Consider the following 24,897-nt stretch of genomic DNA (forward strand, 5'->3'; position numbering starts at 1 on the left):
GCCATATTGAGGCAACCTTTTATTCTTGGTTGATAGAATGTACCCTAAAGTATCATCACTAATGCGTTGATTATTTGGCCGCGTTTTTCGCTTCGGTAATCCAAGCATCAAATTGCTTTTGGTGGGCTTTAATCCAACCATTGGCATGGTATTCATTTGGAAGCCGTAGTTTTTGCCGTTTGGTAAGGCTGTATCGATATCACTACGGTTACCCGGTAATGATGAGAATGGAACTTCTAGCCAAGTAACGTCTTTACCTGGGACCAAAACGCCACTAACCCAATAAGGTGTCCATGTATAGTATAAAATCGATTCACCATTTCGATAACGCGCGATAGTATCGGCAATCAATGCTGCATAGTTACCTTGGTTATTAGTCACTGTTTTTTCAAGGCCGAACGATTTCATTTGGTGGTTTACAACACTTTCACAACCCCAGCCTGGATTACAGCCTGTTAGGTCTGCGGTGCCATCATCATTGGTATCAAACAACTTGGCTATTTTGGGGTCTTTAAGCTGTTCGATATTGGTGATGTGGTATTTGTCGGCAGTTTTTTTATCAATCAAATACCCTTGCGCGGCACCTGAAATGTATTCACCTTTACGGTAGAACTTATTATCCCCACCGGCTTGTTCATATTTATCTTTATGAAGTGGATCCCAGTTAACAGCAAGGTAGGTGGCATCGCCATTGGCAATTGACGTGTACCCAACGTTGTAGTCCACTTCTTTGGTTGGTTGAACGGTGTAACCAAGCGCTTCCATAGCCTTATTAACAACTAGCGTTTGAAAGGTCTCTTCAGCAACGGTTGATTGGATAGGTTGCACCGTTTTACCGGTTCCCGGTAAGTCGGCGGCCTGAGCGGTGAAAGCGACTGAAGAAGCCAATAAGCTGGTTGTAAATAAAGTTTTCATCCGTGATTTATTCATAATATCTCCTTGTTATTGAATCAATATTTAAGATGTTTCGGTTTTATTTTTCTTTGTTAATTTATAAACCAATGATATTGGGCCGGTTTCATACCAGCGTGTCTTTTTATCACGAGAGGCAATACCAATGGTTTGGGTTAATCGGTCTAATAAAATCGCTAGAATAACGATGCCTAAGCCACCGACGGCAGCAAGGCCCATGTCTAATCGACCAATACCGCGGAGTACCATTTGGCCTAAACCGCCGACGGCAATCATGGAAGCAATAACCACCATAGAAAGTGACAGCATTAAGGTTTGATTCACACCCGCCATAATGGTTGGCGTCGCGAGTGGAAGTTGAATTCGATAGAGCATTTGTTTCGGGCTTGCGCCAAAAGAATGCCCTGCTTCAATTAATTCTTCTGGTACTTGCTGAATACCCAGAATGGTCAAACGAACAATCGGTGGTAAGGCAAAGATGATCGTGACGACCACACCCGGCACATTACCTATACCAAACAACATAACGATGGGCACTAGATAAACAAAAGCTGGTGTGGTTTGCATCGCATCCAAAATAGGGCGAATGACTTTCGCGGCAGTGTCACTGCGGGCAAGCCAGATTCCCATTGGAAGGCCGATTAATAAACAGAAAAAGACAGATGTTAAGACTAAAGCTAATGTCACCATAGCCTGAGACCAAGCGCCAATAAGTCCAATAACAACCAGTGATACGAGAGTTGAAGCTCCCATTTTTCGACCAGCAAGTTGCCATGCGATTAGGGTTAAAATTACCATCATGATAATTGATGGGGTTGAGACTAACGCGGTTTGAAACGACGTCAGAATAAAATCAATAGGGACTCTAATCGCTTGGAAGATTGGGCGGCCATGTGTGACTAACCAGTTCAATCCCGTTTCTACCCAGTGATCAAACGGGATTACAGCATCTTTAAATGGGTGAGCCCAATCGATATGTTGCTCAATAGGATGAGTCGGGGCATCACTTAACCATGACGTCGTACTATCTGCTGAACTGGCGGTAGACCAAGGATCGGCAGCACTGGTTGTGGTTGAAGACCATGGATCGGCCGATGCAGCTTGATTGACACTTTCTTGAGTGGCGGTTGATTCAGTCGTCATAATAATTACTCTCTATCTAAAGTTTGAAGCAGGCGCGTTTTGGTGATCACTCCGTAGTAGGTTCCGTCATCTGACACGACGGGGACCGCATAAGGAACATCAGCGACTTGGCTAATTAATTCGCTAACAGGAGTATCAATATGTAAAGAAACGGCGTTATCTAATAGCGCAGAGCTAAGTGAACGTTGTTCTTTGTGCGCGACTTTGAGAGAATTAACCGATACGATACCGGCGTATTTATTGGCTTTATCGACCACTACACCGTAATCACGGTCTTGATCGGACAGAATTTGTAATGCAGCCGCAGGGCCATCTGTTTCACCTTTTTTAAACATGGCAGCCGGTTTCTTGCGAGCAATGTCTTTCGCGGAATAGACATCAGCAACGTTTACACCACTAAAGAAAGACTCGACATAATCGTTGGCTGGGTTTTGCAGAATCTCATCCGGTGTTCCAACTTGTACCACAATGCCATCTTGCATGATTGCAATACGGTCACCAATACGCATCGCTTCATCTAAATCATGAGAAATGAACACAATAGTGCGGCGGTCATCGTTTTGTAGGCGGATTAGTTCTTCTTGCATTTCAGTCCGAATTAAAGGATCCAGAGCAGAAAAGGCTTCATCCATTAAAAGGATGTCTGGGTCGGTCGCCAAGGCCCGGGCAAGCCCAACACGTTGTTTCATGCCACCAGAAAGTTCATCAGGGTAAGATTCACATTGATTTTCTAACCCAACACGAGCTAATGCATTTCGAGCGGAATCATTACGCTTGTCCAAATCAACGCCTGCTAATTCAAGGCCAAATGCAGCGTTTTCAATTACGCTCATATGAGGCATTAAGGCGAAGTTTTGGAAAACCATACTGATATTGTTGCGTCGCACATTACGTAATTCTTCATCTGAAATCACCGCAATGTCTTTACCGTTTAAATAAACATGGCCACGAGTCGGCTCAATTAAACGATTTAATAATCGAACTAAGGTGGATTTGCCTGAGCCAGAAAGGCCCATGATGACGAATATTTCCCCTTCATTAATCGAAAGTGAAACATCTTTTACCCCAACAGTGAGGCCAGTTTTGTCAAAAATTTCATCTTTATCTAAACCTTTATCGATGAGAGAAAATGCTTCATCGGGTGTTTCTCCAAACACTTTATAGAGGTTTTTTACTTCTAATTTCGTTGTCATTCTTTAGCATCCTTGGCTAGTTTTTTACAAAACCAAAACATCTAATGTCTTGTAAACTGTTTAGTGCCCTAAACAATTTGTCATGAAATTGCAAAAGTTAGACAGTGCGCACAAGTTGCTGTAATTAACAAAATTGTTATTTCTATTGGCTTTTTTGTATTGGTTTAAAGATGAGGTTGATAAGGGTAAATATTTGAAGTGTAAAGGTTATGTTTGAGTTTAGAATTCGATACGAACAAGATATTTGCCCTTTAAATGGTTAGGTTGGAATTATTTATGAGAAATATGATTCAGATATTGGAAGGTGGGTATACTAATACTTTTATCAATCCGTTATTCTTCCACCAAATTCTTTTGGCCTAATGAATATTTCTTTGGGTTTTAAATGTTTTGTTTTTCTTTAAATTATTCACTAGGAGCAATAGTCATGGGCACAATTCAGCGCCAGCAAACCAATCAACGAATGAGTAAAATTGTTGTGCATAACGAGACGGTTTATTTATGTGGTCAAGTAGGTGTTGCTGGAACGAGTGTGGCGGAGCAAACCGCGGAAGCATTACGTCGTGTTGAAACCTTGCTGTCAGAAGCTGGATCCGATAAACAACATGTACTACAAACCATCGTTTGGCTTGCAGATATGGCTGATTTTCAAGAGATGAATGCCGTTTGGGATGAATTTTTTGAAGAAGGTTTTGCTCCAGCGCGTGCGTGTGGCGAAGCGAAATTGGCGCGTCCAGAATTAAAAGTGGAATTGATAGTCACTGCGGCATTAAAGAAAGATTAAACCTATCCTTTTTAACTAACTAGGTTATAAAAATAAAAACGCACGTCGATTTTGATATCGGCGTGCGTTTTACTTTGGTTTTATCTATTCGCGTTTAAGCTTATAGAGTACAGACTTTTGTCCAGTCAGCGTTGTTACCCGGCTCTGATGATGTCCACCAGTTAGCTTGGTATACCATACCGTCGTTGATGACTTTATCACCTTGGTTAGCATGGCTTGGGTTGCCTTGCCAGTCGGTTTGAGGGAAGTCAGGGTAGGTAACCAGTCCAGCGCTATCACAAGTTCCGTCACTGTTGCCATTATCGCCGCCACCTGTGCTTGATGAAATATCACCTAAAGGCAGTTCTGGATTCTCAAACTTAAAGCCGTAGTCCACACCATTAATATTTACGGTGTAGTTGGCTGGGCCCGAAATTGGTAGGTAGTACACCATATCCAATTCATAAGACTCGCCAGCTGGTAGGACTTTCCAAGAAGGAAGTGTGAAGGCAACGCGATGCATGTCGCCATCTAAGCCTCCAATGTTATCCGCACGGCTATGACCTGAGCTAATCACTGCTAAACCGCCACCAGACTGGTCTTTGGCATTATCTGGTGTAGAGGTTGGAATATCGAATTGGAATTCGGTTCCACCTGGCAGATCTTGACCTGTGTTGTTGGTAAAGGTGATTTTCGGATTTACAGGGAAGTTTTGGTCACCCACTTTAAACCCACCAATGCTGACTGAAATATCGACTACTTGGTCAGGCATTGCTCCGGTTGCCACCTTGTTGCCGTAAGGCGCTGCTGACTTAAACTCATCATATATGGTCTTGGTCATAGTGTTACCCATGTGGTATTCACCGTTGCCAGATGCACACGCTTGCTCGGTTGGATCGACACTTGTACGGTTGCTATTCTCATCAAGGACATAACAGCTGTAGTCACCCGCTAGTTCCCAGAACATGATACCGCCAATACCTTGGTCGATAACGTATTGCGCTTTGGTGGTGATGGATTCTTTATCTTCAGTTGATAGGAAGACTTGTTTCTCTGCGTTCCATAACCAAGGAGCCACCGCCATTTCATCGTAATGACGAGTATAAGTACCGGTTAGTGCATCGGTTGGATCGTTTTGTGGATCTAAACCATAAGCATCAGCGTAAGAGCCCCAAATGCCTTTCTCTAGGTTTTTCGCATGCCACATTGGGTTTGAGCCTGCGCCCATTTCGTTGCCTTTCGGATCAGTATCGTGCCACATGTTGTCGATACCAATTGCGCCATGACCACAGTTGTTTTTCTCACCTTCACCGGTACCTTCTGAACATTCAGATTGGTTCAGTAGTGCAGCACGACCCCATAGGCCGTTATCGCCACCAGTGACGCCTTGCCAACCACGGGTGTAATAAGGAACACCAATATTGATTCGACCAGCAGGCATAGAACCACGGAAGTAATGGTAAGCCCAGTCAGTATTTAGGTAGCCGATACCACCGTAAGCGGCAGTTCCGTAAACATTCCATTGTGCAAGCTCAGAATCTTTACCTGTGTCGTATAGCGCAGCATTGTGACCAACGTGATCATTCCAAGCACCATGTAAGTCGTAAGTCATGATGTTGACGTAATCGAGGTATTTCGTTACATCAAAGGTTTCCATACCACGTAGTAGGTAACCAGATGATGGCGCTGCAATGGTTAACATGTAGTAGTTATCGTCTGCTTCTGATGCGCGGTCGACTTTCTCACGTAAAACTTTCATCAGCTCTTGGTATGATGCCCATAAGTGCTCGCGGCGTGGTTCCATAAAGTCTTTATCGTATGGGTTACCGGCACCAGCCATTGAGGTTGGATATTCGTAATCAATATCTAAACCATCAAATTTGTATTTGCGCATTAATTCAACAGCAGAATCGGCAAATTTTTCAATCGCAGCATGGTTGATAGAGCCATCGGCATTAGTAGTCATCGTGTAGAAACCACCGTCAGCAACACGTGAACCGTCAGTCGCAAAGTGACCACCCGTTTCCGCCCAACCACCAATCGAGATTAAGGTTTTCACGCCATAACGTTCTTTATAAGTCGCAAGCGCACCAAAGTGACCTTTAAACCCTAGTTCAGGATCAACATCGACACCCGGCCAAGTTTTACCTACCGCGGCATTTTCAGGATCATTAACATCACCAATATTAACGTTACCGTCAGAGCCAATGCTGACAAACGCGTAGTTAATGTGAGTTAATTGTTCCCAAGGAATATCTTTGACTAGGTAAGCCGCTTGATCGTTATCACCGGCACGCCAGCTAGTGAAATAACCGATAACACGACGAGGGTGATCGGCCCCCATTAATTCACGACCTTCTTCATCGTAAGCATTACAGTAAGGAACGTTCACACCTTCGGTTTGATATAGACCATCTGGGTGACAAGTTGCAGCAACCGGTTGATCACTGGTCACTTGTAAGCTTGCCGTAGCAGAGTCTGTAGTTGCGCCTTCATTATCGGTGGCTTTAGCAAAAACAGAAACAGAGCCAGTTTGAGTCGTCGTGTAGTTAAGAGTGTATGGAGAAGAGGCGACGGTTCCAACTAGGCTGCCACCAACATAAAAGTCGACTTTATCAACGGTGCCATCTGAGTCTGCGGCAGTAGCGGTTAATGTAACCACTTCACCTAAGGTTACGCTGCTGCTAGAAAGTGCAACAGAAACACTTGGTGCTTGGTTGGTGTCAGTTTGAGACATTTGCACTTCAAGAGTTACGGTGCTTTGAGTACTTTGCGCGCCTTCATTATCGTAAGCAATCGAACTAAATGCGTGAGTACCAGCAACCGCTGTCCAAGTGGCTGAGAATGGTGCACTGGTTGATTGCCCAATAACGTCACCATCGACTAAGAAGTCAACGCGAGCAATTGTGCCATCGCTGTCTGTTGCATTGGCGGTTAATGTCACTTCATCATCTTCAGTGAGAGAAGTACTCGTGGTTGGAGAGGTGAGATCAACCGTTGGGGCTTCATTGGTCACAACATCCGTGCTACAAGCATCAACCAGTGCCCAAGCTCCCCATTGCCCGGCATCTTTAGGGCTATCTCCTTGAGTCCAGTATTTTGCGCTGTATGCGCTACCTTCCTGTTGAACTTGAGCTCCACCATTATAAACTGCTGCGGTATCCCACAGATCTAATGGGCCGCAATCTACTGCAGCATAACTACTGAAAGCCATCATGCATGATGCCGTTAAGGCACTTAACCTAAAGGCATTTTTGCCTAGTTTCACTTGACCGTTTTTCATTAATGATTATCCCTAACGTATGGTTTTTACTCACATAGGTAATGTCTTTATCGTGAATAAAAAATTAATCTTATTGCGCAAGTTGAAGTTACAACTTAAATTCTCACGCAAAACAACTGTAGGATAATTGATGTAATACACACTGGAATTTTATGAAAATTACATACTGACTCGAAAAATTCACATTCTAGCGTGTAACAGTGTAATTGGGTTTGTACTCACAAGCCGATTTTGACTTAACCATGATATGATAAATGAACAACATAATCTGCTGGTTAATATTTTTTGATGGTTTTTTGTGCTAATTAATGCGTGATGGAATGATTTATTTATTAAGCATAGAGATTTTTAAGTGGATTAAAATAAAAATAATTTTTCTACTTTCCTTTTCCTGATGAAGTAATATTAAACATTTTTTACAATTAAAATTATGTAGAAGGTGGCGGAGTCATGAACATCACCGTTGACTTTAATACTTTTTCTTTTGGTTGTTTTTTGTTCGCTTGAGATCTTTATAATCTGTTTGATGAAAAAATCATCAGATAGGTCTCTTTGTCTTTTAATATGAGTGAACGTGTATTTAAAATTCACTTTATGCCATTTTTTCGTTTCTTCATAATACTAACGATTTGATTTTTTTCTTATTGTGGGTTTTTCATAAATAATGTTTTATATCAGTTTGTTAATGGATTTCTTAGGGGAAGGGTAATCAAAATAACTTAGGGAACATAAAGATGTGATCAAAAGCCTTTGGGTTGAAGTTACAACATAAATGTATACCCTAGCGGCGCGCTACCTGTTTGGAAAGGATGACTGCGGGTGTAAATACAGCTTTGTGATGCTATAGCAAAAATATAAATGCTAAAACAAGTATGCAAAGAAAAACTGGAGTCAGAATGCCTGATTTAACAAACTCTCTTGATAGTTATACTGAAACCCTTAAACCTCCGCGACAAGAAACTACTTCCGATAAACTTGGCTTAACCAATCCTGCCTTTTGGTATAGTGGCGGCTTTATTGCTCTTTTTGTGGTTCTCGCGTTATTTGATGGTCAAGTGCTGTCTTACCTCGTTAATACTGGCTTTGCTTGGTCAGTTAAAGTGTTCGGGCCATATTGGCAAGTTCTACTTCTTCTTACTTTTTTCATTGGGTTAGCATTGGCCGTAGGCCGTACTGGTCGAGTGATTCTAGGTGGTACTGATACCCCAGAGCTACCTAATTTCCGTTGGACGGCAATTTTATTTTGTACGTTACTTGCTGGTGGCGGTGTTTTTTGGGCTGCTGCCGAGCCTATCGCTCATTTTGTAAGTGCGCCACCTCTTTATGATCCGACTGATAATATTCAGCAACGTGCTATTAATGCACTTTCTCAATCTTTTATGCATTGGGGATTTTTAGCCTGGGCGATTGTCGGGAGTTTAAGCACCATTGTCGTTATGCATTTACATTATGATAAAGGCCTACCGCTGAAACCACGAATTTTACTTTACCCTGTTTTAGGTGAACGTGCTTTAAAAGGCCATGTGGGCGCATTAATTGATGCATGCTGTATTATTGCAGTTGCTGCGGGAACTATTGGTCCCATTGGATTTCTTGGTTTGCAAATTAGTTATGCATTGAATGTATTGTTTAATGTACCGGATGGTTTTGCTACCCAACTGATCATCGTATTATTTGCTATTGCGCTTTATACCATATCGGCGTTAAGCGGTTTAAATCGTGGTATGCAGATGTTAAGCCGTTATAACGTGATCTTAGCGGTGGCGTTGATGCTGTATATCTTAATTTTTGGACCTACTCATTTCATCTTTAACAGTTATATTCAAGGTGTTGGAACTATGGTCGATAGCTTTATACCCATGGCGACGTACCGTGGGGATGAAGGCTGGTTAAGTGGCTGGACGGTTTTCTTTTGGGGATGGTTCGTTGGTTATGCACCGATGATGGCGATTTTCATTGCGCGTATTTCTCGTGGTCGTTCAATTCGTGAATTGATTGGTACTGTGAGTATTGTTGCCCCTTTAGTGACTTGCTTTTGGTTTACGATTATTGGGGGCAGCGGTTTAGCGTTTGAGATAAGTAACCCTGGCAGTGTGAGTTCGGCATTTGAAGGATTCAATTTACCAGGAGCATTACTGGCGATAACACAGCAATTTCCATTTCCTACGCTGATTTCAATTTTATTTATTGTACTGACGACCGTATTTATTGTGACGACCGGTGACTCTATGACTTATACAATTAGTGTGGTGATCAGTGGTGAAACGGAGCCAAATGCGATTATTCGTACCTTTTGGGGAGTCATGATGGGGGTCACGGCACTTATCTTAATTTCTTTAGGATCTGGTGGTATTTCTGCCTTGCAGTCCTTTATTGTGATTACGGCTGTTCCAGTATCTTTAATATTATTGCCTTCTTTGTGGAACGCGCCACAAATAGCAATGAAGATGGCAAAAGACCAAGGTTTGGACTAGCCTTCATACTTTTTCGATAGCCCGTTAAGACCAGCCCTGAGCTGGTCTTTTTTATGTATATCGCAAAATAACTGCTAATAATTTTATTAGTGTATGAGAGTGATAACCAAGGGTGATAAATTTACTGGAATATCAATGGATTTTATGATGTTGAACAATCGGTATTTATATGTGATGGTCGCCAACATTGTTCACAAATGAAATCTTATGAAGAAGCAAAGTTTTTATTGATCATTGTCCAGAGACTAAAATGGATGGAGACAGAGACGGGATTCTTTGCGAAAGGCAATTTAAGCGTTAATTGATGTTAAAGCCGTTCAGTTTCGGAGTGTGAACGGCTTTATTGATAGCGGTATTTTATTTCACAATCCATTCTATTTGTTCATTGGCACGAATGGGTACAACCACATCTTCACCGAAAGGCATGGTTGCAGGTACATGCCATGTGGCTTTTTCAATGACAATGGTGTCGTTATTGCGAGCAATATTGTAGAAGTCTGGGCCATTGTGGCTGGTAAATGCTTCAAGGTTTTCAAGCTTACCTTCTTTATCGAACACTTCCGCATAAAGCTCAACCGCAGCATGGGCAGTATAAGAACCTGCGCAGCCACAAGCGGTTTCTTTTTTGCCTTGAGCATGCGGTGCGGAATCGGTTCCTAAGAAGAATTTTTTGCTACCAGAGGTGGCGGCTTCAATTAATGCTTGTTGATGGCTACTACGTTTTAGAATCGGCAGACAATAAAAGTGAGGTCGAATGCCTCCAACCAGCATGTGATTACGGTTAAATAATAAATGATGTGCAGTGATCGTTGCTGCAACGTTGTCGCCTGATTGATTAACAAATTCAACTGCTTCACGTGTTGTGATGTGCTCAAGTACAATTTTTAAATGTGGGAAATCGTTCACGATTGGCGCAAGTACGGTATCTAGAAAAGCTTTCTCACGGTCAAAAATGTCCACATCATGTGCGGTTACTTCACCATGAATCAGCAGTAACATACCCACTTCTGCCATGGTTTCTAATACTGGATAAATTTTCTTTGCATCGGTAACGCCAGAATCAGAGTTTGTGGTTGCACCTGCAGGGTAGAGTTTACAGGCTACAACTTTGCCAGAAGCGTACGCTTCATGAATATCGTCTGGTGTGGTGTTATCGGTTAGGTAGAGTGACATCAATGGTTCAAAAGTATCGCTGTGATTATGAGCCATGATGCGATCGCGGTACGCTAAAGCCAACGTTAAGTTGGTGATAGGTGGAACGGTGTTTGGCATGATCAAAGCCCGGCCATTGTAACGGCTAATATCCTTTACCGTATTAGCTAACGCATCGCCATCGCGTAAGTGCACGTGCCAATCGTCAGGGCGTGTAATGGTCAAAGTTGTCATGGTTCCCACCTTATTCAATTTAAAAAAACGCAAACGCTTTCGTGTGGGGCGAAATAATAGAGGAAATGTCCTTACTTTTCATCTTATTTTCCAGTCTTTCGCTTAGGTTCAAAGAGGCAATTCTGGTATTCTTTAACCATAACTATTATCCACACCAGATGGAGCGGTGATGAGTCAGTCAGAATTAGAAAAAAAACTCGCCAAGATTGAAGCTACTTTGGGCCTAGACCCTTTTCAAGAGGCGACATTAGCGCAAATTAATGTCTATCCAGTAAAATCAATTACTGGTATCGAAATGTCATCATCATGGGTCGAAAAGCAAGGATTAAGTTTCGATCGTCGTTTTATGGTGGCCGATATGAATGGACGAATGGTAACCGCTCGTGAAAACCATCAAATGGTGCGCATTAAAGCAGCCTTACAGGCAAATGGTTTAGTATTAACGTACCCAGAGTCTAAGCCTATTCACCTACGTTTTGAGGATTTTGAACGTGAAGAAGTGGGGTGCCAAGTTTGGAATGATCACTTTCAATCTTATTCCACAACAGAACAAGCCAATCAATGGTTCAGTTTTATTTTAGGTAAGAAAGTTCAGCTTTTATTTTCTGGTGAACAGTCCAATCGTCAACGTGAAAAAATTCAAACCAATGTGAGTTTTGCTGATGGTTATCCATTGTTATTGATTTCTCAAGGGTCTTTGGATGAACTTAACCGCCGCAGTACCAAACAAAATGTGATGGCGCAATTTCGCCCTAATATTGTGGTGTCTGATACCGAAGCTTTTGCAGAAGATTCGTGGAAGCGTTTTCGTATTGGTGAGGTTGAATTTGAAGTAGTGAAGCCTTGCATGCGCTGCGTTTTAACAACGGTTAATCCTATAACCGCAATGCGTAGTGAGCAAAATGAACCGTTGAATACACTCTCAAAATTTCGTGCTGATAAAAGTGGGGGGATCTTCTTTGGCCAAAATGTCATTGCCAAAAATGAAGGTATGATTCGTTCTGGTGATGTGGTCGAAATTCTTGAAACGAAAGAAAAAGAATATTACGCCGACACCAGCCAAGATGTCGTGCAAGTTGATCCTGTGAAAAAAATCACTATCAGTATTGATGGTAACTTGTTTGAAGGTGATAACCAGTCAACGTTATTAGAACAAGCTGAAAAATCAGGTATTCCAGTTGCCAATAGCTGTCGTTCGGGCTTTTGTGGCACTTGTAAAATGACATTGGAATCAGGCAAAGTTGAGCAACCAGATATGCCAGCTTTATTCCCAGGTGAAATCGATGAAGGTAAGGTGCTTGCATGTTGTTGCGTGCCTAAATCTGATGTTGAATTGGTGAGTTAGTTTTTATTACCTTCTTTTAGGGAGTCGTTATGACACAACCTGATATAAAATTTATCGCGTCCGATATGGATGGAACATTACTGAATGAACAAGGTAAACTTGACCCTGATTTTTATGGTCTTTATAACCAATTAGAACAAAGAGGCATCATTTTTGCGGCGGCTTCTGGTCGACAATATTACAGTTTAATGGACACTTTCGAGCCGCTGAAAGATAAGATGATGTTTATAGCTGAAAACGGCACCTTGGTGATGCACCAAGGCAAAGAGCTATACAGTTGTACCATTGAACGTGAGGAAGTTGAAGCGATCATCAAGCAAGCTCGTCTAATTGATGATGCATTTTTGGTGTTGTGTGGAAAACGATCTGCTTATATCGAAACACAGAATCCACAAGCTTTGGCTGAGTTTTCGAAGTATTATCATCGTTGTGAATATGTAGAAGATGTACTGAGCGTAGACGATGAATTCATTAAAATCGCCATTTGTCATTTTGGTGGTACAGAAGCGTTGGTTTATCCGATCATTAATGAAACGTTTGGTGATTCTCATCAAGTGGTTGTAAGCGCTAAAATTTGGCTTGATGTTATGAATGCAGACGCTTCTAAAGGAGCGGCGATTAAACACTTGCAAAATATGCTTGGTTTTAGTTTTGAACAGACTATGAGCTTTGGTGATTATTTTAACGATGTCGAGATGCTGCAGCAAAGCTATTATTCTTATGCCATGGAAAATGCACATGAAGGCGTTAAAAAATACGCTCGTTTTTATGCTCCAAGTAATCATGAGTCGGGGGTATTAAGGGTAATTGAAACTCTTCTAAAATAATATGCTAGTTATTCAATGAATGAGTTATCGCATAAGTGATGATTGAAATGCCACCAGCAGGCAAGAGCTTGCTAACTGGGGGCATTTTAACTTTTAGTATATGCAATCTGATTGATCCTATTCGATTCAATTTTTTGGAAGATATTGTGTGTTTAGGTTCGCAGGACACTCAGCCAATAGATATAACATTAATTGAGATTCATTAAAGGTATATAAACATGCTCATAAGCAATACTCATAGCAACAAAAATGAGTAATCCCGTCATAAGAATATTATACAGTTTAAAATAGTTTGGGTTATTAATGCGCTTTCCCATCATCATTCCAGCGATTGAATAACCGCTGGGATCTCCGAACCCCAATACGGCTAGAATGAATCAAACGGCCCTAATTTCAGGCCGACTGATGGGATTATGTGATATTACAACTCGGTTTGTGGACGTATTTTTAACGAAACCAAACGAGGCAATAATAAGCCCGTGATAACCACTGCTACACCAATTAATTGTAATGTAGTGACGGTTTGCCCCATCATAAATGATGTCAACATTGCGAAGATCGGTACAAAGTTAAAGAACAATGATGCGCTGGCAGAACCCAGTTGGCGTATGCCGTTTAGCCATAATAAGTAGCCCGCTACCGTCCCAAATAATCCAATATAAATCACTTGAGCAATCCCAGAAATAGAGCTGCTGGATAGTTCAGTAAAAGGATGCACTTCCGGGGTGATTAAACACATGGTTCCAATGACCGCTGCACCGCTGAGCATACCAACAAAAGTGTAAGGGATCACAGGCATCCACTGGCTGATTCCTTGGCTGAAATAGGTGTACAAGCTCCATGCTAACATGCCTGAAAATATGAGTTTATCACCATGATTCAGTTTCAGGTGAAGTAAGGTGTCTAAGTGCCCATTGGTGATCACCAATAAGACGCCAGATAAACTCACCAATAAACTAAAACATTGAGCTTTCGAGGGTAATGCTCGGTGAGCGACACTGGCGATAAGTGAGGTCATTAACGGGCTTAATGCCATGATTAATGAACCATTGGCAGCGCTGGTATACGTAAGCCCGGTGAACAGCCCTAGATTTAACCCACCAACCCCGACCGCACTGACCGTAATTACCCAGATCCATTGTGTCGAGCTTAGGAGAGTTTTTGGGCTACGAATGGCTTGCATATATAAACCTAGGCAAATGGCTGCAATAGCAAATCGCCAAAAAACTAAGGTTAGTGCGTGCACTTCATTTAATGCATTTTTACCGATAGGAAAGGTGCTGCCCCAAAAGAAAGTACACAGTATTAAGAGGGTAACCGCTTTAGTTGTAGTAGAAAAATTCATTCATTATTCCAGTTCACTTGTTAATAGACGGTAAGTGTATTAGTTTCATTATTAAGATAAACAAGCAAAAATAAGACAGGTAATCCCATTTATGAAATCTAACTATTCTCTTGATGACATGCGTTATTTTTGTACTGTAGCACGTTTGAAAAGTTTTAAATTGGCGTCAGAAAGTTTATCTATTCCCTTATCGACATTGAGCCGGCGAATCCGTCAATTAGAGCAAGACCTACAACTTCGATTACTTAATCGTGATGCACATCGGGTGTCGTTAACCAATACTGGGGAGCTTTATTTTCAACGTTCGAGTGCCTTATTTGATGAATTAAATGATATTGGTAAAGACTTGCATAATGAGAAGCATCAGGCGAAAGGTAAAATTCGTATTAGTGCTCCTATAAATGCAGGTTCACAATTTCTTCGTACTATTTTTTATGATTTTTTGCTTAAGTACCCTGATATTCAGTTGGATTTGCATTTTTCTAATAGTTTGATTGATATTGAAGGGGAAGGCATGGATGTGGTTTTTCGCGTTGGTAATCCTGTGGTGGATAATTGGATAGCTCGTCCGCTAAAAGATATTCACTTTATTCTTTGTACGAGTCCGAGCTTTACGACACGTGATATTTTACAACCACCTGATTTATGCGGTCAGCCTGTGATTATATGCCACCCAATGTCGGTATGGCAGTTAGTCAATATAAAAACGGGGCAAGCTTATGATTACCAAGCGAATCAAGCCATTCGTTTGGAGGTTGATGAAATACAAATGTTGACGCATGGAGTGAAACAAGGGTTAGGCATTGGCTATATTCCAGACTATTTTGCCTTGCCTATGATAGAGAAAGGAGAGTTAAATCGAGTATTGCCTGAGTGGAGAAGTAAGGCGAGAACGTTATTTATGTTGTATCGAGATCGTGATCATTTACCAATGAGGGTGCGTTTATTTATTGAGTTTGTGCTGACTCGTTTTGAGGAAATGGATGCCCGTTAGATGTTGGGATTAACGAGCATATTCAATTATTTTTTAGGAAAAACTTGGCTCCAATCTTGTTTCATATCAATTACGGTCCAACTATCTTTTTTCGCTAATGGAAGGGCTTTTTCTAAGTGTCCCACATTAGAGTCTTTATCGTAGGCCCACTCGCGTTCGGCGTCTGTATGATGAACCAGTAACGCAAGGCTTGGATAAGAGGATGTTTTTGTCCACTGCAACATTTCTAAATCGCCATCTGAATTTCCTACCGCGATAACGGGTTTCTTACCGATGTAGGTTTGAATGGTTAATGGTTTTTGTGCTTTATCATTGTTTACACTGATTTCAGGTAAACGCATGATGGTTGGTTTACCATTGACTATCTCATATTGAGTTTTGACCGATGAGCCTAAAATCTGCTCTTTGGGTATACGGTATACTTCTGGAGCCCAAGCTCTCATAAACTCAACGCCACCACCTGATACAATATAAGTCTTGAAATTGTTGTCTTGTAGGTAATGTAATAATTCAATCATTGGTTGGTACACCATCTCTGTAAATGGACGATGGGTTGTTGGATGGCGAGCGGTTTTGATCCAAGCTTTAACGGAAGCATTAAATTGCTCTGTTGACATACCAGTATGGCTAGCCATGACGAGTTTCACTAAACCTTCCATACCTGATTTTTTCACGCCTTCTAGGTCACCTTTTAGAGCCGATGCAAAAGGCTCTTCCGTTTTCCATTCGGGGTGCTGGCTTGCTTGGGCTTTAATTTGGTCTAAAGCGAAATAAAGTTGAAAATAGACAGGTTTCTCTGCCCATAACGTTCCATCATTATCAAAAGTGGCAATACGCTCACTAACAGGAATGAATTGCATTGAATCAGGGTTAGTCGTTTGTTGAACATATTGAATGATGCCTTTTTTTGTTGCCGTGTCGTTCCATGACGGTAATGGATCAATAGTGTTATTGGCGATAGCGTGATGACTCATAATGGCCACGGTGGCAAGTGTTAATATTCGTAATAGGTTCATAATTTATCCTTAAAACTAGGGAAAACGAAAATAACGCATTAAATATTAGTGTTGAACAAGAGCGATCTAATCTTAGACATAAACATCATAAAAAGGCCTACCATTGCTAGTAGGCCTACGATTAAAATTTTATCTTACTCTATTCACTACAATACTTATTTAGTTGTTGGAGCTTCAGAGAGTTTTTTCATTACATCATCTAGATTAAACGTTGCAGGTGTTTGGCTTGGTGGGAATTCTTTGAAGGTTTCTAAGAATTTCCCGACATAAGCTTGTGCTGGTACGTATAGATATACATGATCCATGACCCAGTCCCAATACGTGTTAGAGGTAACATCGGCTTCTTCATATGGGTCTGAACGTAGGTTAAATAGCTTAGGAGTACGTAATGGCGTGAATGGGTCGGCCCATAACGCTAAAGTACCTTTTGTACGTTGCTCCATGAAAACAATTTTCCAGCTTTCGTAACGAAGCCCGACTAACTGACCGTCATCATTGAAGTAGAAGAATTCTTTACGAGGTGATTCTTTTACTTTGCCAGTTAAGTAAGGTAGTTGGTTATAACCATCTAAGTGAACTTTGAAGGTTTTATTACCGACTTTTTTGCCCTTAAGCAATTCTTCTTTAACTTTGGTCTCACCAGCAACAGCGGCTAGAGTTGGTAACCAGTCAAGTCCGCTCACGATACCATTAGCAATGGTGTCTGGTTTGATGTGGCCAGGCCAACGAATCATAGCAGGAACACGGTAAGCACCTTCCCAGTTAGTGACTTTTTCACTACGGAATGGGCTATTACCAGCATCAGGCCATGTGTTCTTATGAGGGCCATTATCGGTCGTATATAAAACGACGGTATTATCGGCTACGCCTAAATCGTCAAGTTTCTTAAGAATAGCACCGACTTGGTTATCATGCTCAATCATGCCGTCAGCATATTCAGTGCGTGAGTTAAGACCTGGTTTATCACGGTTCTCTTCTTTTACATGGGTACGGAAGTGCATACGAGTTGCGTTCCACCACACAAAGAATGGTTTCTCTGCTTTTACTTGTTTTGCCATGAAGTCCATTGCAGCAGAAGCGGTTTCTTCATCAATGGTTTCCATGCGTTTGCGTGTCAGTGGGCCAGTATCTTCAATTTTACCATCGGCATAAGAATGAATAACACCACGTGGCCCAAATTTCTTTCTAAAATCAGGGTCTTGAGGGTAGTTACGTTGTTCTGGTTCTTCTTCAGCATTTAAGTGATAAAGATTACCAAAGAATTCATCAAAACCATGTTGTGTTGGTAAGAATTCATCGCGATCACCTAAATGGTTTTTACCAAATTGGCCTGTCGCATAGCCAAGAGGTTTTAATAATTGAGCAATGGTGACATCACGATCTTGTAAACCAACATCTGCGCCAGGTAAGCCAACTTTTGCTAAACCGGTGCGTAATGTAGATTGACCTGTAATAAAAGTAGAACGTCCAGCTGTGCAGCTTTGTTCAGCATAGTAATCGGTAAAAATTACACCATCTTTTGCAATTTGGTCGATATTTGGAGTTTGGTAACCCACTAAACCCATTGAATAGGCGGAAATATTGGTTTGGCCAATATCATCACCCATAATAACTAAAATATTGGGTTTGTCGGTTGCCGCAAAAGTACTAAATGAAGCTATGGCTCCACCTAATATGAGAGCTTTTTTTAAAATAGGACGCATGAATCCTCCTGCGCAATTATCCATAAAACATTAAAGATACAAATGTTCACAATCTCGTGCTCTAATGTAAAAAAACAGTAATTATTTCCATGAGCAATATCCGTGTAAATCATTGTTACCTAAAATATTAGTTATTATGAGAAAATAGTTATAATAGTTTGTTTTGTATTATGTGGATCCTAGCCTTTATAAGGCTTGAGAGAGATATTTTTTTGAGAAGATATTTTTGATTATGACGATAAAATAAATTTTATCATTCATCTTTGTTATGTATTTTCTTGGTTTATTCGTAAAACTTTTTTAATAAGAAGCTTTAACAATTATGGTTCTTAATTATTAATATGTAAGTTTATATTGAAAAGAATAATAAGCCTTTAATGTTAAGGCAGAGTTTTTGGGTATTTTAAGTGAAATCTGAAAAGAGTTGATAAACCTATGTTAATATTTTTTAGTTCATTTTTTATAATGTTCAAGTGGTTATGAATGACAATAAATCGTTTTTAATGTTTTGTATGGATAGCAATAAGCAGATGAGGTTTTTGTGAAAAAGTACGGACAATTTTTTTGGTAATAATGGTGCTTTTTAATATATTCAGTATGTCTGTTTATGCGGCAGGTCCTCCTAGTGAGCAATGTGCTAGCTGCCACCAACAGCAAGTTGACGATTGGAAAAAATCCGATCATTTTCATGCGATGGAAAAAGCAACGGTGGTGTCAAGTCTAGGTGAATTCGATGGACGTAGCATTCAATATTTAGGTCAACCGGCGGTATTTCGCGAAGATGAAGAGAAAAAACTTTGGGTTGATTTTGTCGATGAACAGGGTAAAACGCAGAATCTTAATGTGATTTATACTTTTGGTTATCAACCGTTACAACAATATATATTTGATGCAGGAAAGGGGCGTTGGCAATTTATTCCTTTTGCTTGGGATTCTCGTACTCAACAAGAAGGAGGTCAGCGCTGGTTTATCTTACATCCAGGCCAGTCCCCTAATGATACCTTCCACTGGACGCAACCCGGGCAGAACTGGAACCAAATGTGTGCTGATTGTCATGTGACGGATTATAAAAAAAATTATGATGCAGAGACCCAAACCTACCAACCTGAATTTTCGGCGATTAATGTTAGCTGCAATGCGTGTCATGGTGATAATACTAAGCATATTAAATGGGCTAAGGGAGATAAAAGCATTACGAATAAAGGCTATGACGTTAATATTAAAATGCGTACGCCTCTATTCCATAAAGATGTCGATGGTAACATGGTGTCTGTGCAACCTTTAATGGCAAGTAAACAAGTGGATACGTGTGCTAGTTGTCATGTACGCCGAACTCAATTAGAAGATCGCAGTAACCCACAAGATATTGTTAATGCCTTTATGCCATCATTATTAACAGCCGATTTGTATCAACCAGATGGCCAAATTTTAGATGAAGTGTATGTTTGGGGATCTTTTATGCAGAGTAAAATGCATGAAAAAGGAGTTACTTGTAGTAATTGCCATAATCCACATTCAGGCAAGTTAAAGCTACCTGGCAACGATACCTGTACTCAATGCCATACTAAAACTGAATATGATACGGATGCTCACAATAAACATGCTAAGTTTAAGCAAGGTAACCAGTGTGTAGATTGTCATATGCCTGCAACCACCTATATGCAGGTGGATCCAAGACGCGATCACAGCTTTAAAGTGCCTCGCCCCGATTCGACCCTTTTTACGGGGTCGTCGAATGCCTGTAATCAATGTCATGAGGATAAAAGTGCTAATTGGGCAGAAAAAACATTGAAAAGGTGGTATCCGAATAGTCAATATCAAGGCCGTGATCATTTTGCTAATGTGTTTTATCAAGCAGATATTGGCGGGCTTACCTCAAGTACTGAGTTATCTAAGATTGCTCAGGATTCTAATTATTCTGACATCGTACGGGCATCTGCTTTGGAGCGGATGAGCACTTTACCGGATAAGAACGCAATGGTCGCGATTGTACGTGCAGTTAAAATGAATGAACCACTGAAAAAGCTTGGTGCAATCGAAGCAGCACAAAACTTTCCTATTGATCAACGGTGGGGTTTATTGAGCCCTTTATTGAATGATAAAGCGTTATCGGTGCGTACTGAAGCTGCTCGAGTTCTGGCTCCTATTGTGCCTGATTTAGCTCAATCGGCGAAGCTTACGAAAGAAGAGAGAAATAGACTCAACAAAGTGTTGGATGAATATCGCCAAGTTCAAGCCTACCAGAATGATCGTGGTTTCTCTTATGCGGCGTTGGGCAACCTTGCTTTGAATATGCAACAGTTCGATAAGGCAGAAGAAAACTTTAAGAAAGCGATTGAATTGGAGCCTATTTTCATTCCCGCTTATGTCAACTTAGCGGATGTATTCCGAGTTGAAAAGGAAGAGAAAAAAGCGCAAGCAACGTTGGATCAAGGATTGGTTCTTTTCCCTAAGAATGCGTCATTACACTACGCTAAAGCAATGAGCTATATACGTGATGGGCAGAAGCCTAAAGCAGTAGAGTCTTTGCGTAATGCTACTATTTATGCTGCTGATAATATGCAATACCACTATACCTATTCTTTACTCTTAAAAGATCAAGGGAAGCGAAAAGAAGCAATATATGAATTGGTTGAGGCTTATAAGTTAGCCCCGAATAATCCCGAGTTAATTTATGCCATTTCTCAATCTTATGCTGAGATGAAAGATTATGCTTTGGCCTTAGAGTATGCGAAGAAGTTACAGCAACTTTTACCTAGGAACCCTCAAGTGGATGCGTTTGTGGATCAATTAATGAAATTGAACCAAGGTTAGTTTTTGGTGTTGCACGATAAAAAATGCACGCTGTTCAGCGTGCATTTTTATTTTGTTGAGTGAATATTATGTTTCACTATTTTAAATCAAAGCGATCTAATTCCATGACTTTTGTCCATGCTTTAACGAAGTCTTGAACGAATTTTTCTTTCGCATCAGCAGAGGCATACACTTCCGCGACGGCGCGAAGTTGTGAATTCGAGCCAAAGACGAGATCGGCACGCGTGGCTTGCCATTTTTCTTTTCCCGTTTTGCGATCCATTCCCTGGTAGATTTTCTTATCATCACCAATTGCTTGCCACTCGGTATTCATATCAAGTAAGTTCACAAAGAAATCATTGCTTAAGGTTTCTTTTTTATCGGTGAAGATGCCGTAACCCGTTTGAGCATAGTTGGTGCCTAGTGCACGTAAACCACCGACAAGAACGGTCATTTCTGGTGCCGTTAACGTTAATAGTTGTGCTCTATCAACAAGTAAGTACTCTGCCGGTACTCTAGATTTGCTATTTTCATAGTTACGGAAACCATCGGCAACCGGGTTTAAGTACTCGAAAGATTCCACTTCGGTTTGTTCTTGAGTAGCATCAGTTCGGCCGGCTTGGAATGGAACATCTACATCCATTCCTGCATTTCTCGCGGCGTGTTCAACCGCTGCGTTACCAGCAAGTACAAGAACATCGGCAAATGATACTTGTTTACCACCTGATTGTGCTTGGTTGAATTGTCCTTGAATTTCTTCCAGTTTCTCTAGTACTTTGGCGAGGTGTACTGGCTGGTTCACTTCCCAATCTTTTTGCGGAGCAAGACGAATACGAGCACCGTTTACTCCACCACGCATATCCGAACCTCTGAATGTTGAGGCAGCAGCCCACGCGGTTGAAGCGAGATCTGAAACAGGCAAACCAGAGGCCAGCAGTTGTTTCTTCAATTCGGCCTCATCAGATTTATCTATTAGAGGGTGCTTCACTTCTGGGATCGGATCTTGCCAAATTAAATCTTCGGCAGGTACTTCTTGTCCTAAGTAACGCGCTTTTGGCCCCATGTCGCGATGGGTTAGTTTAAACCATGCACGGGCAAACGCTTCTTGGAATTCCAGCGGGTTTTTCATGAAGCGACGAGAGATTTTTTCATACTCAGGATCAAAACGTAATGATAGATCGGTGGTTAGCATGGTCGGTTTATGCTTCTTACCCGCTTCAAATGCATCCGGTACATTTTCATCGTCAGTTTTTGCAACCCATTGCCAAGCACCTGCAGGGCTCTTCACTAGATCCCATTCGTAGTTGAATAAATTTTCTAGGAAGTAGTAGCTCCATTTGGTCGGGGTTTGTGTCCAAGTGACTTCTAAACCACTGCCGATCGCATCGCCTGCTTTACCTGAGCCGTAGGTACTTTTCCAGCCTAACCCTTGCTGCTCAATACCTGCTGCTTCTGGATCGGCGCCTACGTGTGCGGCATCACCGGCACCATGCGTTTTACCGAAAGTATGACCACCTGCAATTAAGGCAACGGTTTCTTCATCATTCATTGCCATACGAGCGAAGGTATCACGGATATCGTGTGCTGCGAGTAGTGGATCTGGTTTGCCACCTGGACCTTCTGGGTTTACATAGATTAAGCCCATTTGAACCGCGGCAAGGGGATCGTCTAAATCACGATCGCCAGAGTAGCGTTGGTCATCTTCAAGCCATGTGGTTTCTTGGCCCCAGTAAACGTCTTGCTCTGGTTCCCAAACATCTTTACGACCACCGGCAAAACCGAAAGTTTTAAAACCCATAGATTCTAGAGCAACGTTACCCGTTAGGATAAATAGATCTGCCCACGATATTTTTTTGCCATATTTTTGTTTAATAGGCCAAAGTAGGCGACGAGCTTTATCTAAGTTAACATTATCTGGCCAGCTGTTTAGAGGGGCAAAACGTTGTTGGCCTGTACCGCCACCACCACGACCATCTTGTACGCGGTAAGTACCAGCACTGTGCCAAGCCATACGAATGAACAGAGGACCATAATGTCCAAAATCGGCAGGCCACCAATCTTGAGAATCGGTCATTAATTCATGAAGATCTTTTTTGATGGATTTTAAATCGAGTGAGAGAAACTCTTTTTCATAATCGAAAGTAGAATCCATTGGATCGGACTTTGCATTTTGTTGATGAAGGATGGAAAGATCGAGTTGATTAGGCCACCAGTCTTTATTTTTTGTGCCGGTTGCTGCGGTTTTCGCTGCGCTATGAAACGGGCATTTTGATTCATTTGACATAGGTATACTCCCTGCATTTTGATATTGCTCTTTGATTCATTCAAATTACTCCTGATTCAGTGTCGTGACCAATCGGAATTACCGATAAAACTCATAGGTTATTCTTTATTTATATTATGGTTTTTTGTATTAGACCGTTTTTATTCATAACATTGATTACTAGCTTAGCGTAAATTGGTTACAATACGGGTTCTATTTAAAAGTTTGAGAAATTCGATGTCATTTTCGACGCTGGGATTAGACCCTTTAATACAAAAAGCTATTACCGAACTTGGTTATAACAAACCAACTGATATCCAAAGCAAAGCGATCCCGTTTGTTTTACGAGGTGAAAACCTGATAGCAGCGGCGCAAACGGGTACTGGTAAAACTGCCAGTTTTGTATTACCTATTTTAGAATTACTTCGCCAAGGTGAAACTCAGCGAAAAAAACGCATTCGAGCCTTAATTTTAGTGCCTACTCGAGAGTTAGCGATTCAAGTAGAAGAAAACATTCAAGCCTATGGTAAATACTTGGAGCTATCATCACTTGCTATGTACGGTGGTGTCGATTACGCACCACAGAAACAAGCCTTGCTTGATGGTGTTGATATTTTAGTCGCAACACCGGGCCGTTTGATTGATTTATATGGCCAGCATTCGGTACACTTTGATGAAGTTGAAATGTTGGTATTAGATGAAGCCGACCGAATGCTCGACATGGGTTTCATTGAAGACATCAATAAAATTTTAGCGCGCTTGCCTGAAAATATTCAGAATTTATTATTCTCTGCGACGTTATCAAACCCAGTGAGAGAATTAGCTCGTACGGCGGTGAGTAATGCGACGGAAATTTCTATCGCTAAGCACAGTGCGTCTAAAGATTCGATTAACCAATATATGATTACGGTAGATAAGGATAAAAAATCAGCCTTATTGACGCATTTATTAACTGAGCGAGATTGGGCTCAGGTACTTATCTTCATTGGCACTAAGCATGGTGCGGCTAAATTAGTGTCACAGCTTGAAAAACGAGGCATTGCGGCTGAAGCCATTCATAGTGGGCGAAATCAAGCGTCACGTGCACGCGTATTAGATGAATTTAAAGCAGGAACGGTGAAGTATCTAGTGGCAACTGGAGTGGCTGCACGTGGTATTGATATCGATGATTTACCGTGTGTCATCAACTACGATTTACCTTTTCCTGCCGATGATTATGTACACCGAATTGGTCGAACGGGTCGTGCTGGTTCAAAAGGTGAGGCGGTATCACTCGTTTCTCGTGATGATTTTAAAAATTTATGTATGATTGAAAGTCGTTTAGGACATTTGATCAAACGCGAAACGGTCGAAGGTTTCACGCCGATTAAAGATGTGCCCATTTCAGTATTAAATTATGTGCCAAAGCATAAAAGGCACTCGAAAGAGTCTTAATTTTAATTCTCGGTGATTGAAAT

15 protein-coding genes and 1 pseudogene are annotated in these 24,897 nt (G+C 41.3%); 7 read left to right on the plus strand and 9 right to left on the minus strand.

All coding sequences use genetic code 11. The features are described from left to right. Positions 1-70 precede the first annotated feature (70 nt). From proX to proV, 3 genes and pseudogenes are all read right to left on the minus strand, one after another. A pseudogene (gene proX / locus VCASEI_RS13555) lies at positions 71-930 on the minus strand (glycine betaine/L-proline ABC transporter substrate-binding protein ProX). A 27-nt stretch (positions 931-957) separates the two neighbouring features. After that, entirely contained in the window at positions 958-2,055 is a 1,098-nt protein-coding gene (proW, locus tag VCASEI_RS13560; RefSeq protein ID WP_086960495.1) for a glycine betaine/L-proline ABC transporter permease ProW, read from the minus strand. Between the two features lie 5 nt (positions 2,056-2,060). Then, a complete protein-coding gene (proV, locus tag VCASEI_RS13565) occupies positions 2,061-3,248 on the minus strand; it encodes a glycine betaine/L-proline ABC transporter ATP-binding protein ProV (RefSeq protein WP_089110256.1) in 1,188 nt (395 codons plus the stop codon). 427 nt (positions 3,249-3,675) lie between these two features. On the opposite strand from proV, the gene VCASEI_RS13570 reads away from it, so the two are divergent. Then, positions 3,676-4,032 carry a RidA family protein gene (locus VCASEI_RS13570; protein WP_086960497.1) on the plus strand — a complete coding sequence of 119 codons (357 nt, stop codon included), beginning with the start codon at positions 3,676-3,678 and terminating at the stop codon, positions 4,030-4,032. A 100-nt stretch (positions 4,033-4,132) separates the two neighbouring features. Here the strand turns inward: VCASEI_RS13570 and VCASEI_RS13575 are convergent, their stop codons facing one another. Continuing rightward, positions 4,133-7,294: a chitinase C-terminal domain-containing protein gene (locus VCASEI_RS13575; RefSeq protein WP_089110257.1), complete on the minus strand. Its 3,162-nt coding sequence runs from the start codon at positions 7,292-7,294 to the stop codon at positions 4,133-4,135. 896 nt (positions 7,295-8,190) lie between these two features. Here VCASEI_RS13575 and VCASEI_RS13580 point away from each other — a divergent pair. Then, the gene (locus tag VCASEI_RS13580) at positions 8,191-9,768 is read left to right on the plus strand and encodes a BCCT family transporter (RefSeq protein WP_086960499.1); all 1,578 of its coding nucleotides are present in this window, start codon (positions 8,191-8,193) and stop codon (positions 9,766-9,768) included. A 357-nt stretch (positions 9,769-10,125) separates the two neighbouring features. Here the strand turns inward: VCASEI_RS13580 and pyrC are convergent, their stop codons facing one another. Continuing rightward, a complete protein-coding gene (pyrC, locus tag VCASEI_RS13590) occupies positions 10,126-11,154 on the minus strand; it encodes a dihydroorotase (protein WP_086960500.1) in 1,029 nt (342 codons plus the stop codon). Positions 11,155-11,323: 169 nt separating this feature from the next. Between pyrC and VCASEI_RS13595 the strand changes: the two genes are divergently transcribed. Together VCASEI_RS13595 and VCASEI_RS13600 are read left to right on the plus strand one after the other, a co-directional pair. Continuing rightward, positions 11,324-12,499, plus strand: coding sequence for a YcbX family protein (locus tag VCASEI_RS13595; protein ID WP_170924576.1), 1,176 nt, complete (start codon positions 11,324-11,326; stop codon positions 12,497-12,499). Positions 12,500-12,528: 29 nt separating this feature from the next. Further along, positions 12,529-13,326: a Cof-type HAD-IIB family hydrolase gene (locus VCASEI_RS13600; protein ID WP_086960501.1), complete on the plus strand. Its 798-nt coding sequence runs from the start codon at positions 12,529-12,531 to the stop codon at positions 13,324-13,326. 421 nt (positions 13,327-13,747) lie between these two features. On the opposite strand, the gene VCASEI_RS13605 is transcribed toward VCASEI_RS13600, so the two are convergent. Further along, positions 13,748-14,671: a DMT family transporter gene (locus tag VCASEI_RS13605; RefSeq protein ID WP_086960502.1), complete on the minus strand. Its 924-nt coding sequence runs from the start codon at positions 14,669-14,671 to the stop codon at positions 13,748-13,750. A gap of 91 nt (positions 14,672-14,762) precedes the next feature. Here VCASEI_RS13605 and VCASEI_RS13610 point away from each other — a divergent pair, with 91 nt between their 5' ends. Further along, positions 14,763-15,665, plus strand: coding sequence for a LysR family transcriptional regulator (locus tag VCASEI_RS13610; protein ID WP_086960503.1), 903 nt, complete (start codon positions 14,763-14,765; stop codon positions 15,663-15,665). 26 nt (positions 15,666-15,691) lie between these two features. Here the strand turns inward: VCASEI_RS13610 and VCASEI_RS13615 are convergent, their stop codons facing one another. Next, positions 15,692-16,681: an HAD family hydrolase gene (locus VCASEI_RS13615; protein ID WP_086960504.1), complete on the minus strand. Its 990-nt coding sequence runs from the start codon at positions 16,679-16,681 to the stop codon at positions 15,692-15,694. A 155-nt stretch (positions 16,682-16,836) separates the two neighbouring features. Beyond that, the gene (locus VCASEI_RS13620) at positions 16,837-18,384 is read right to left on the minus strand and encodes an arylsulfatase (protein WP_086960505.1); all 1,548 of its coding nucleotides are present in this window, start codon (positions 18,382-18,384) and stop codon (positions 16,837-16,839) included. Positions 18,385-18,981: 597 nt separating this feature from the next. Between VCASEI_RS13620 and VCASEI_RS13625 the strand changes: the two genes are divergently transcribed. Continuing rightward, positions 18,982-21,198 (plus strand): multiheme c-type cytochrome, encoded by a 2,217-nt coding sequence (locus VCASEI_RS13625; RefSeq protein ID WP_226983390.1) that lies wholly within the window; start codon positions 18,982-18,984, stop codon positions 21,196-21,198. A 76-nt stretch (positions 21,199-21,274) separates the two neighbouring features. On the opposite strand, the gene katG is transcribed toward VCASEI_RS13625, so the two are convergent. Beyond that, complete coding sequence (katG, locus tag VCASEI_RS13630; RefSeq protein WP_086960506.1) at positions 21,275-23,461, minus strand: catalase/peroxidase HPI; 2,187 nt, start codon at positions 23,459-23,461, stop codon at positions 21,275-21,277. Between the two features lie 216 nt (positions 23,462-23,677). Between katG and VCASEI_RS13635 the strand changes: the two genes are divergently transcribed. After that, positions 23,678-24,874 (plus strand): DEAD/DEAH box helicase, encoded by a 1,197-nt coding sequence (locus tag VCASEI_RS13635; protein WP_089110259.1) that lies wholly within the window; start codon positions 23,678-23,680, stop codon positions 24,872-24,874. Positions 24,875-24,897: the final 23 nt, after the last annotated feature.

It is taken from the genome of Vibrio casei, assembly GCF_002218025.2.
Lineage (GTDB): Bacteria > Pseudomonadota > Gammaproteobacteria > Enterobacterales > Vibrionaceae > Vibrio > Vibrio casei.

Excerpts from the sequence above, each read along its gene's own strand:
- proW (WP_086960495.1), bottom strand. The coding sequence starts at position 2,055 with ATGACGACTGAATCAACCGCCACTCAAGAAAGTGTCAATCAAGCTGCA.
- proV (WP_089110256.1), bottom strand. The coding sequence starts at position 3,248 with ATGACAACGAAATTAGAAGTAAAAAACCTCTATAAAGTGTTTGGAGAA.
- VCASEI_RS13570 (WP_086960497.1), top strand. The coding sequence starts at position 3,676 with ATGGGCACAATTCAGCGCCAGCAAACCAATCAACGAATGAGTAAAATT.
- VCASEI_RS13575 (WP_089110257.1), bottom strand. The coding sequence starts at position 7,294 with ATGAAAAACGGTCAAGTGAAACTAGGCAAAAATGCCTTTAGGTTAAGT.
- VCASEI_RS13580 (WP_086960499.1), top strand. The coding sequence starts at position 8,191 with ATGCCTGATTTAACAAACTCTCTTGATAGTTATACTGAAACCCTTAAA.
- pyrC (WP_086960500.1), bottom strand. The coding sequence starts at position 11,154 with ATGACAACTTTGACCATTACACGCCCTGACGATTGGCACGTGCACTTA.
- VCASEI_RS13595 (WP_170924576.1), top strand. The coding sequence starts at position 11,324 with ATGAGTCAGTCAGAATTAGAAAAAAAACTCGCCAAGATTGAAGCTACT.
- VCASEI_RS13600 (WP_086960501.1), top strand. The coding sequence starts at position 12,529 with ATGACACAACCTGATATAAAATTTATCGCGTCCGATATGGATGGAACA.
- VCASEI_RS13605 (WP_086960502.1), bottom strand. The coding sequence starts at position 14,671 with ATGAATTTTTCTACTACAACTAAAGCGGTTACCCTCTTAATACTGTGT.
- VCASEI_RS13610 (WP_086960503.1), top strand. The coding sequence starts at position 14,763 with ATGAAATCTAACTATTCTCTTGATGACATGCGTTATTTTTGTACTGTA.
- VCASEI_RS13615 (WP_086960504.1), bottom strand. The coding sequence starts at position 16,681 with ATGAACCTATTACGAATATTAACACTTGCCACCGTGGCCATTATGAGT.
- VCASEI_RS13620 (WP_086960505.1), bottom strand. The coding sequence starts at position 18,384 with ATGCGTCCTATTTTAAAAAAAGCTCTCATATTAGGTGGAGCCATAGCT.
- VCASEI_RS13625 (WP_226983390.1), top strand. The coding sequence starts at position 18,982 with ATGTCTGTTTATGCGGCAGGTCCTCCTAGTGAGCAATGTGCTAGCTGC.
- katG (WP_086960506.1), bottom strand. The coding sequence starts at position 23,461 with ATGTCAAATGAATCAAAATGCCCGTTTCATAGCGCAGCGAAAACCGCA.
- VCASEI_RS13635 (WP_089110259.1), top strand. The coding sequence starts at position 23,678 with ATGTCATTTTCGACGCTGGGATTAGACCCTTTAATACAAAAAGCTATT.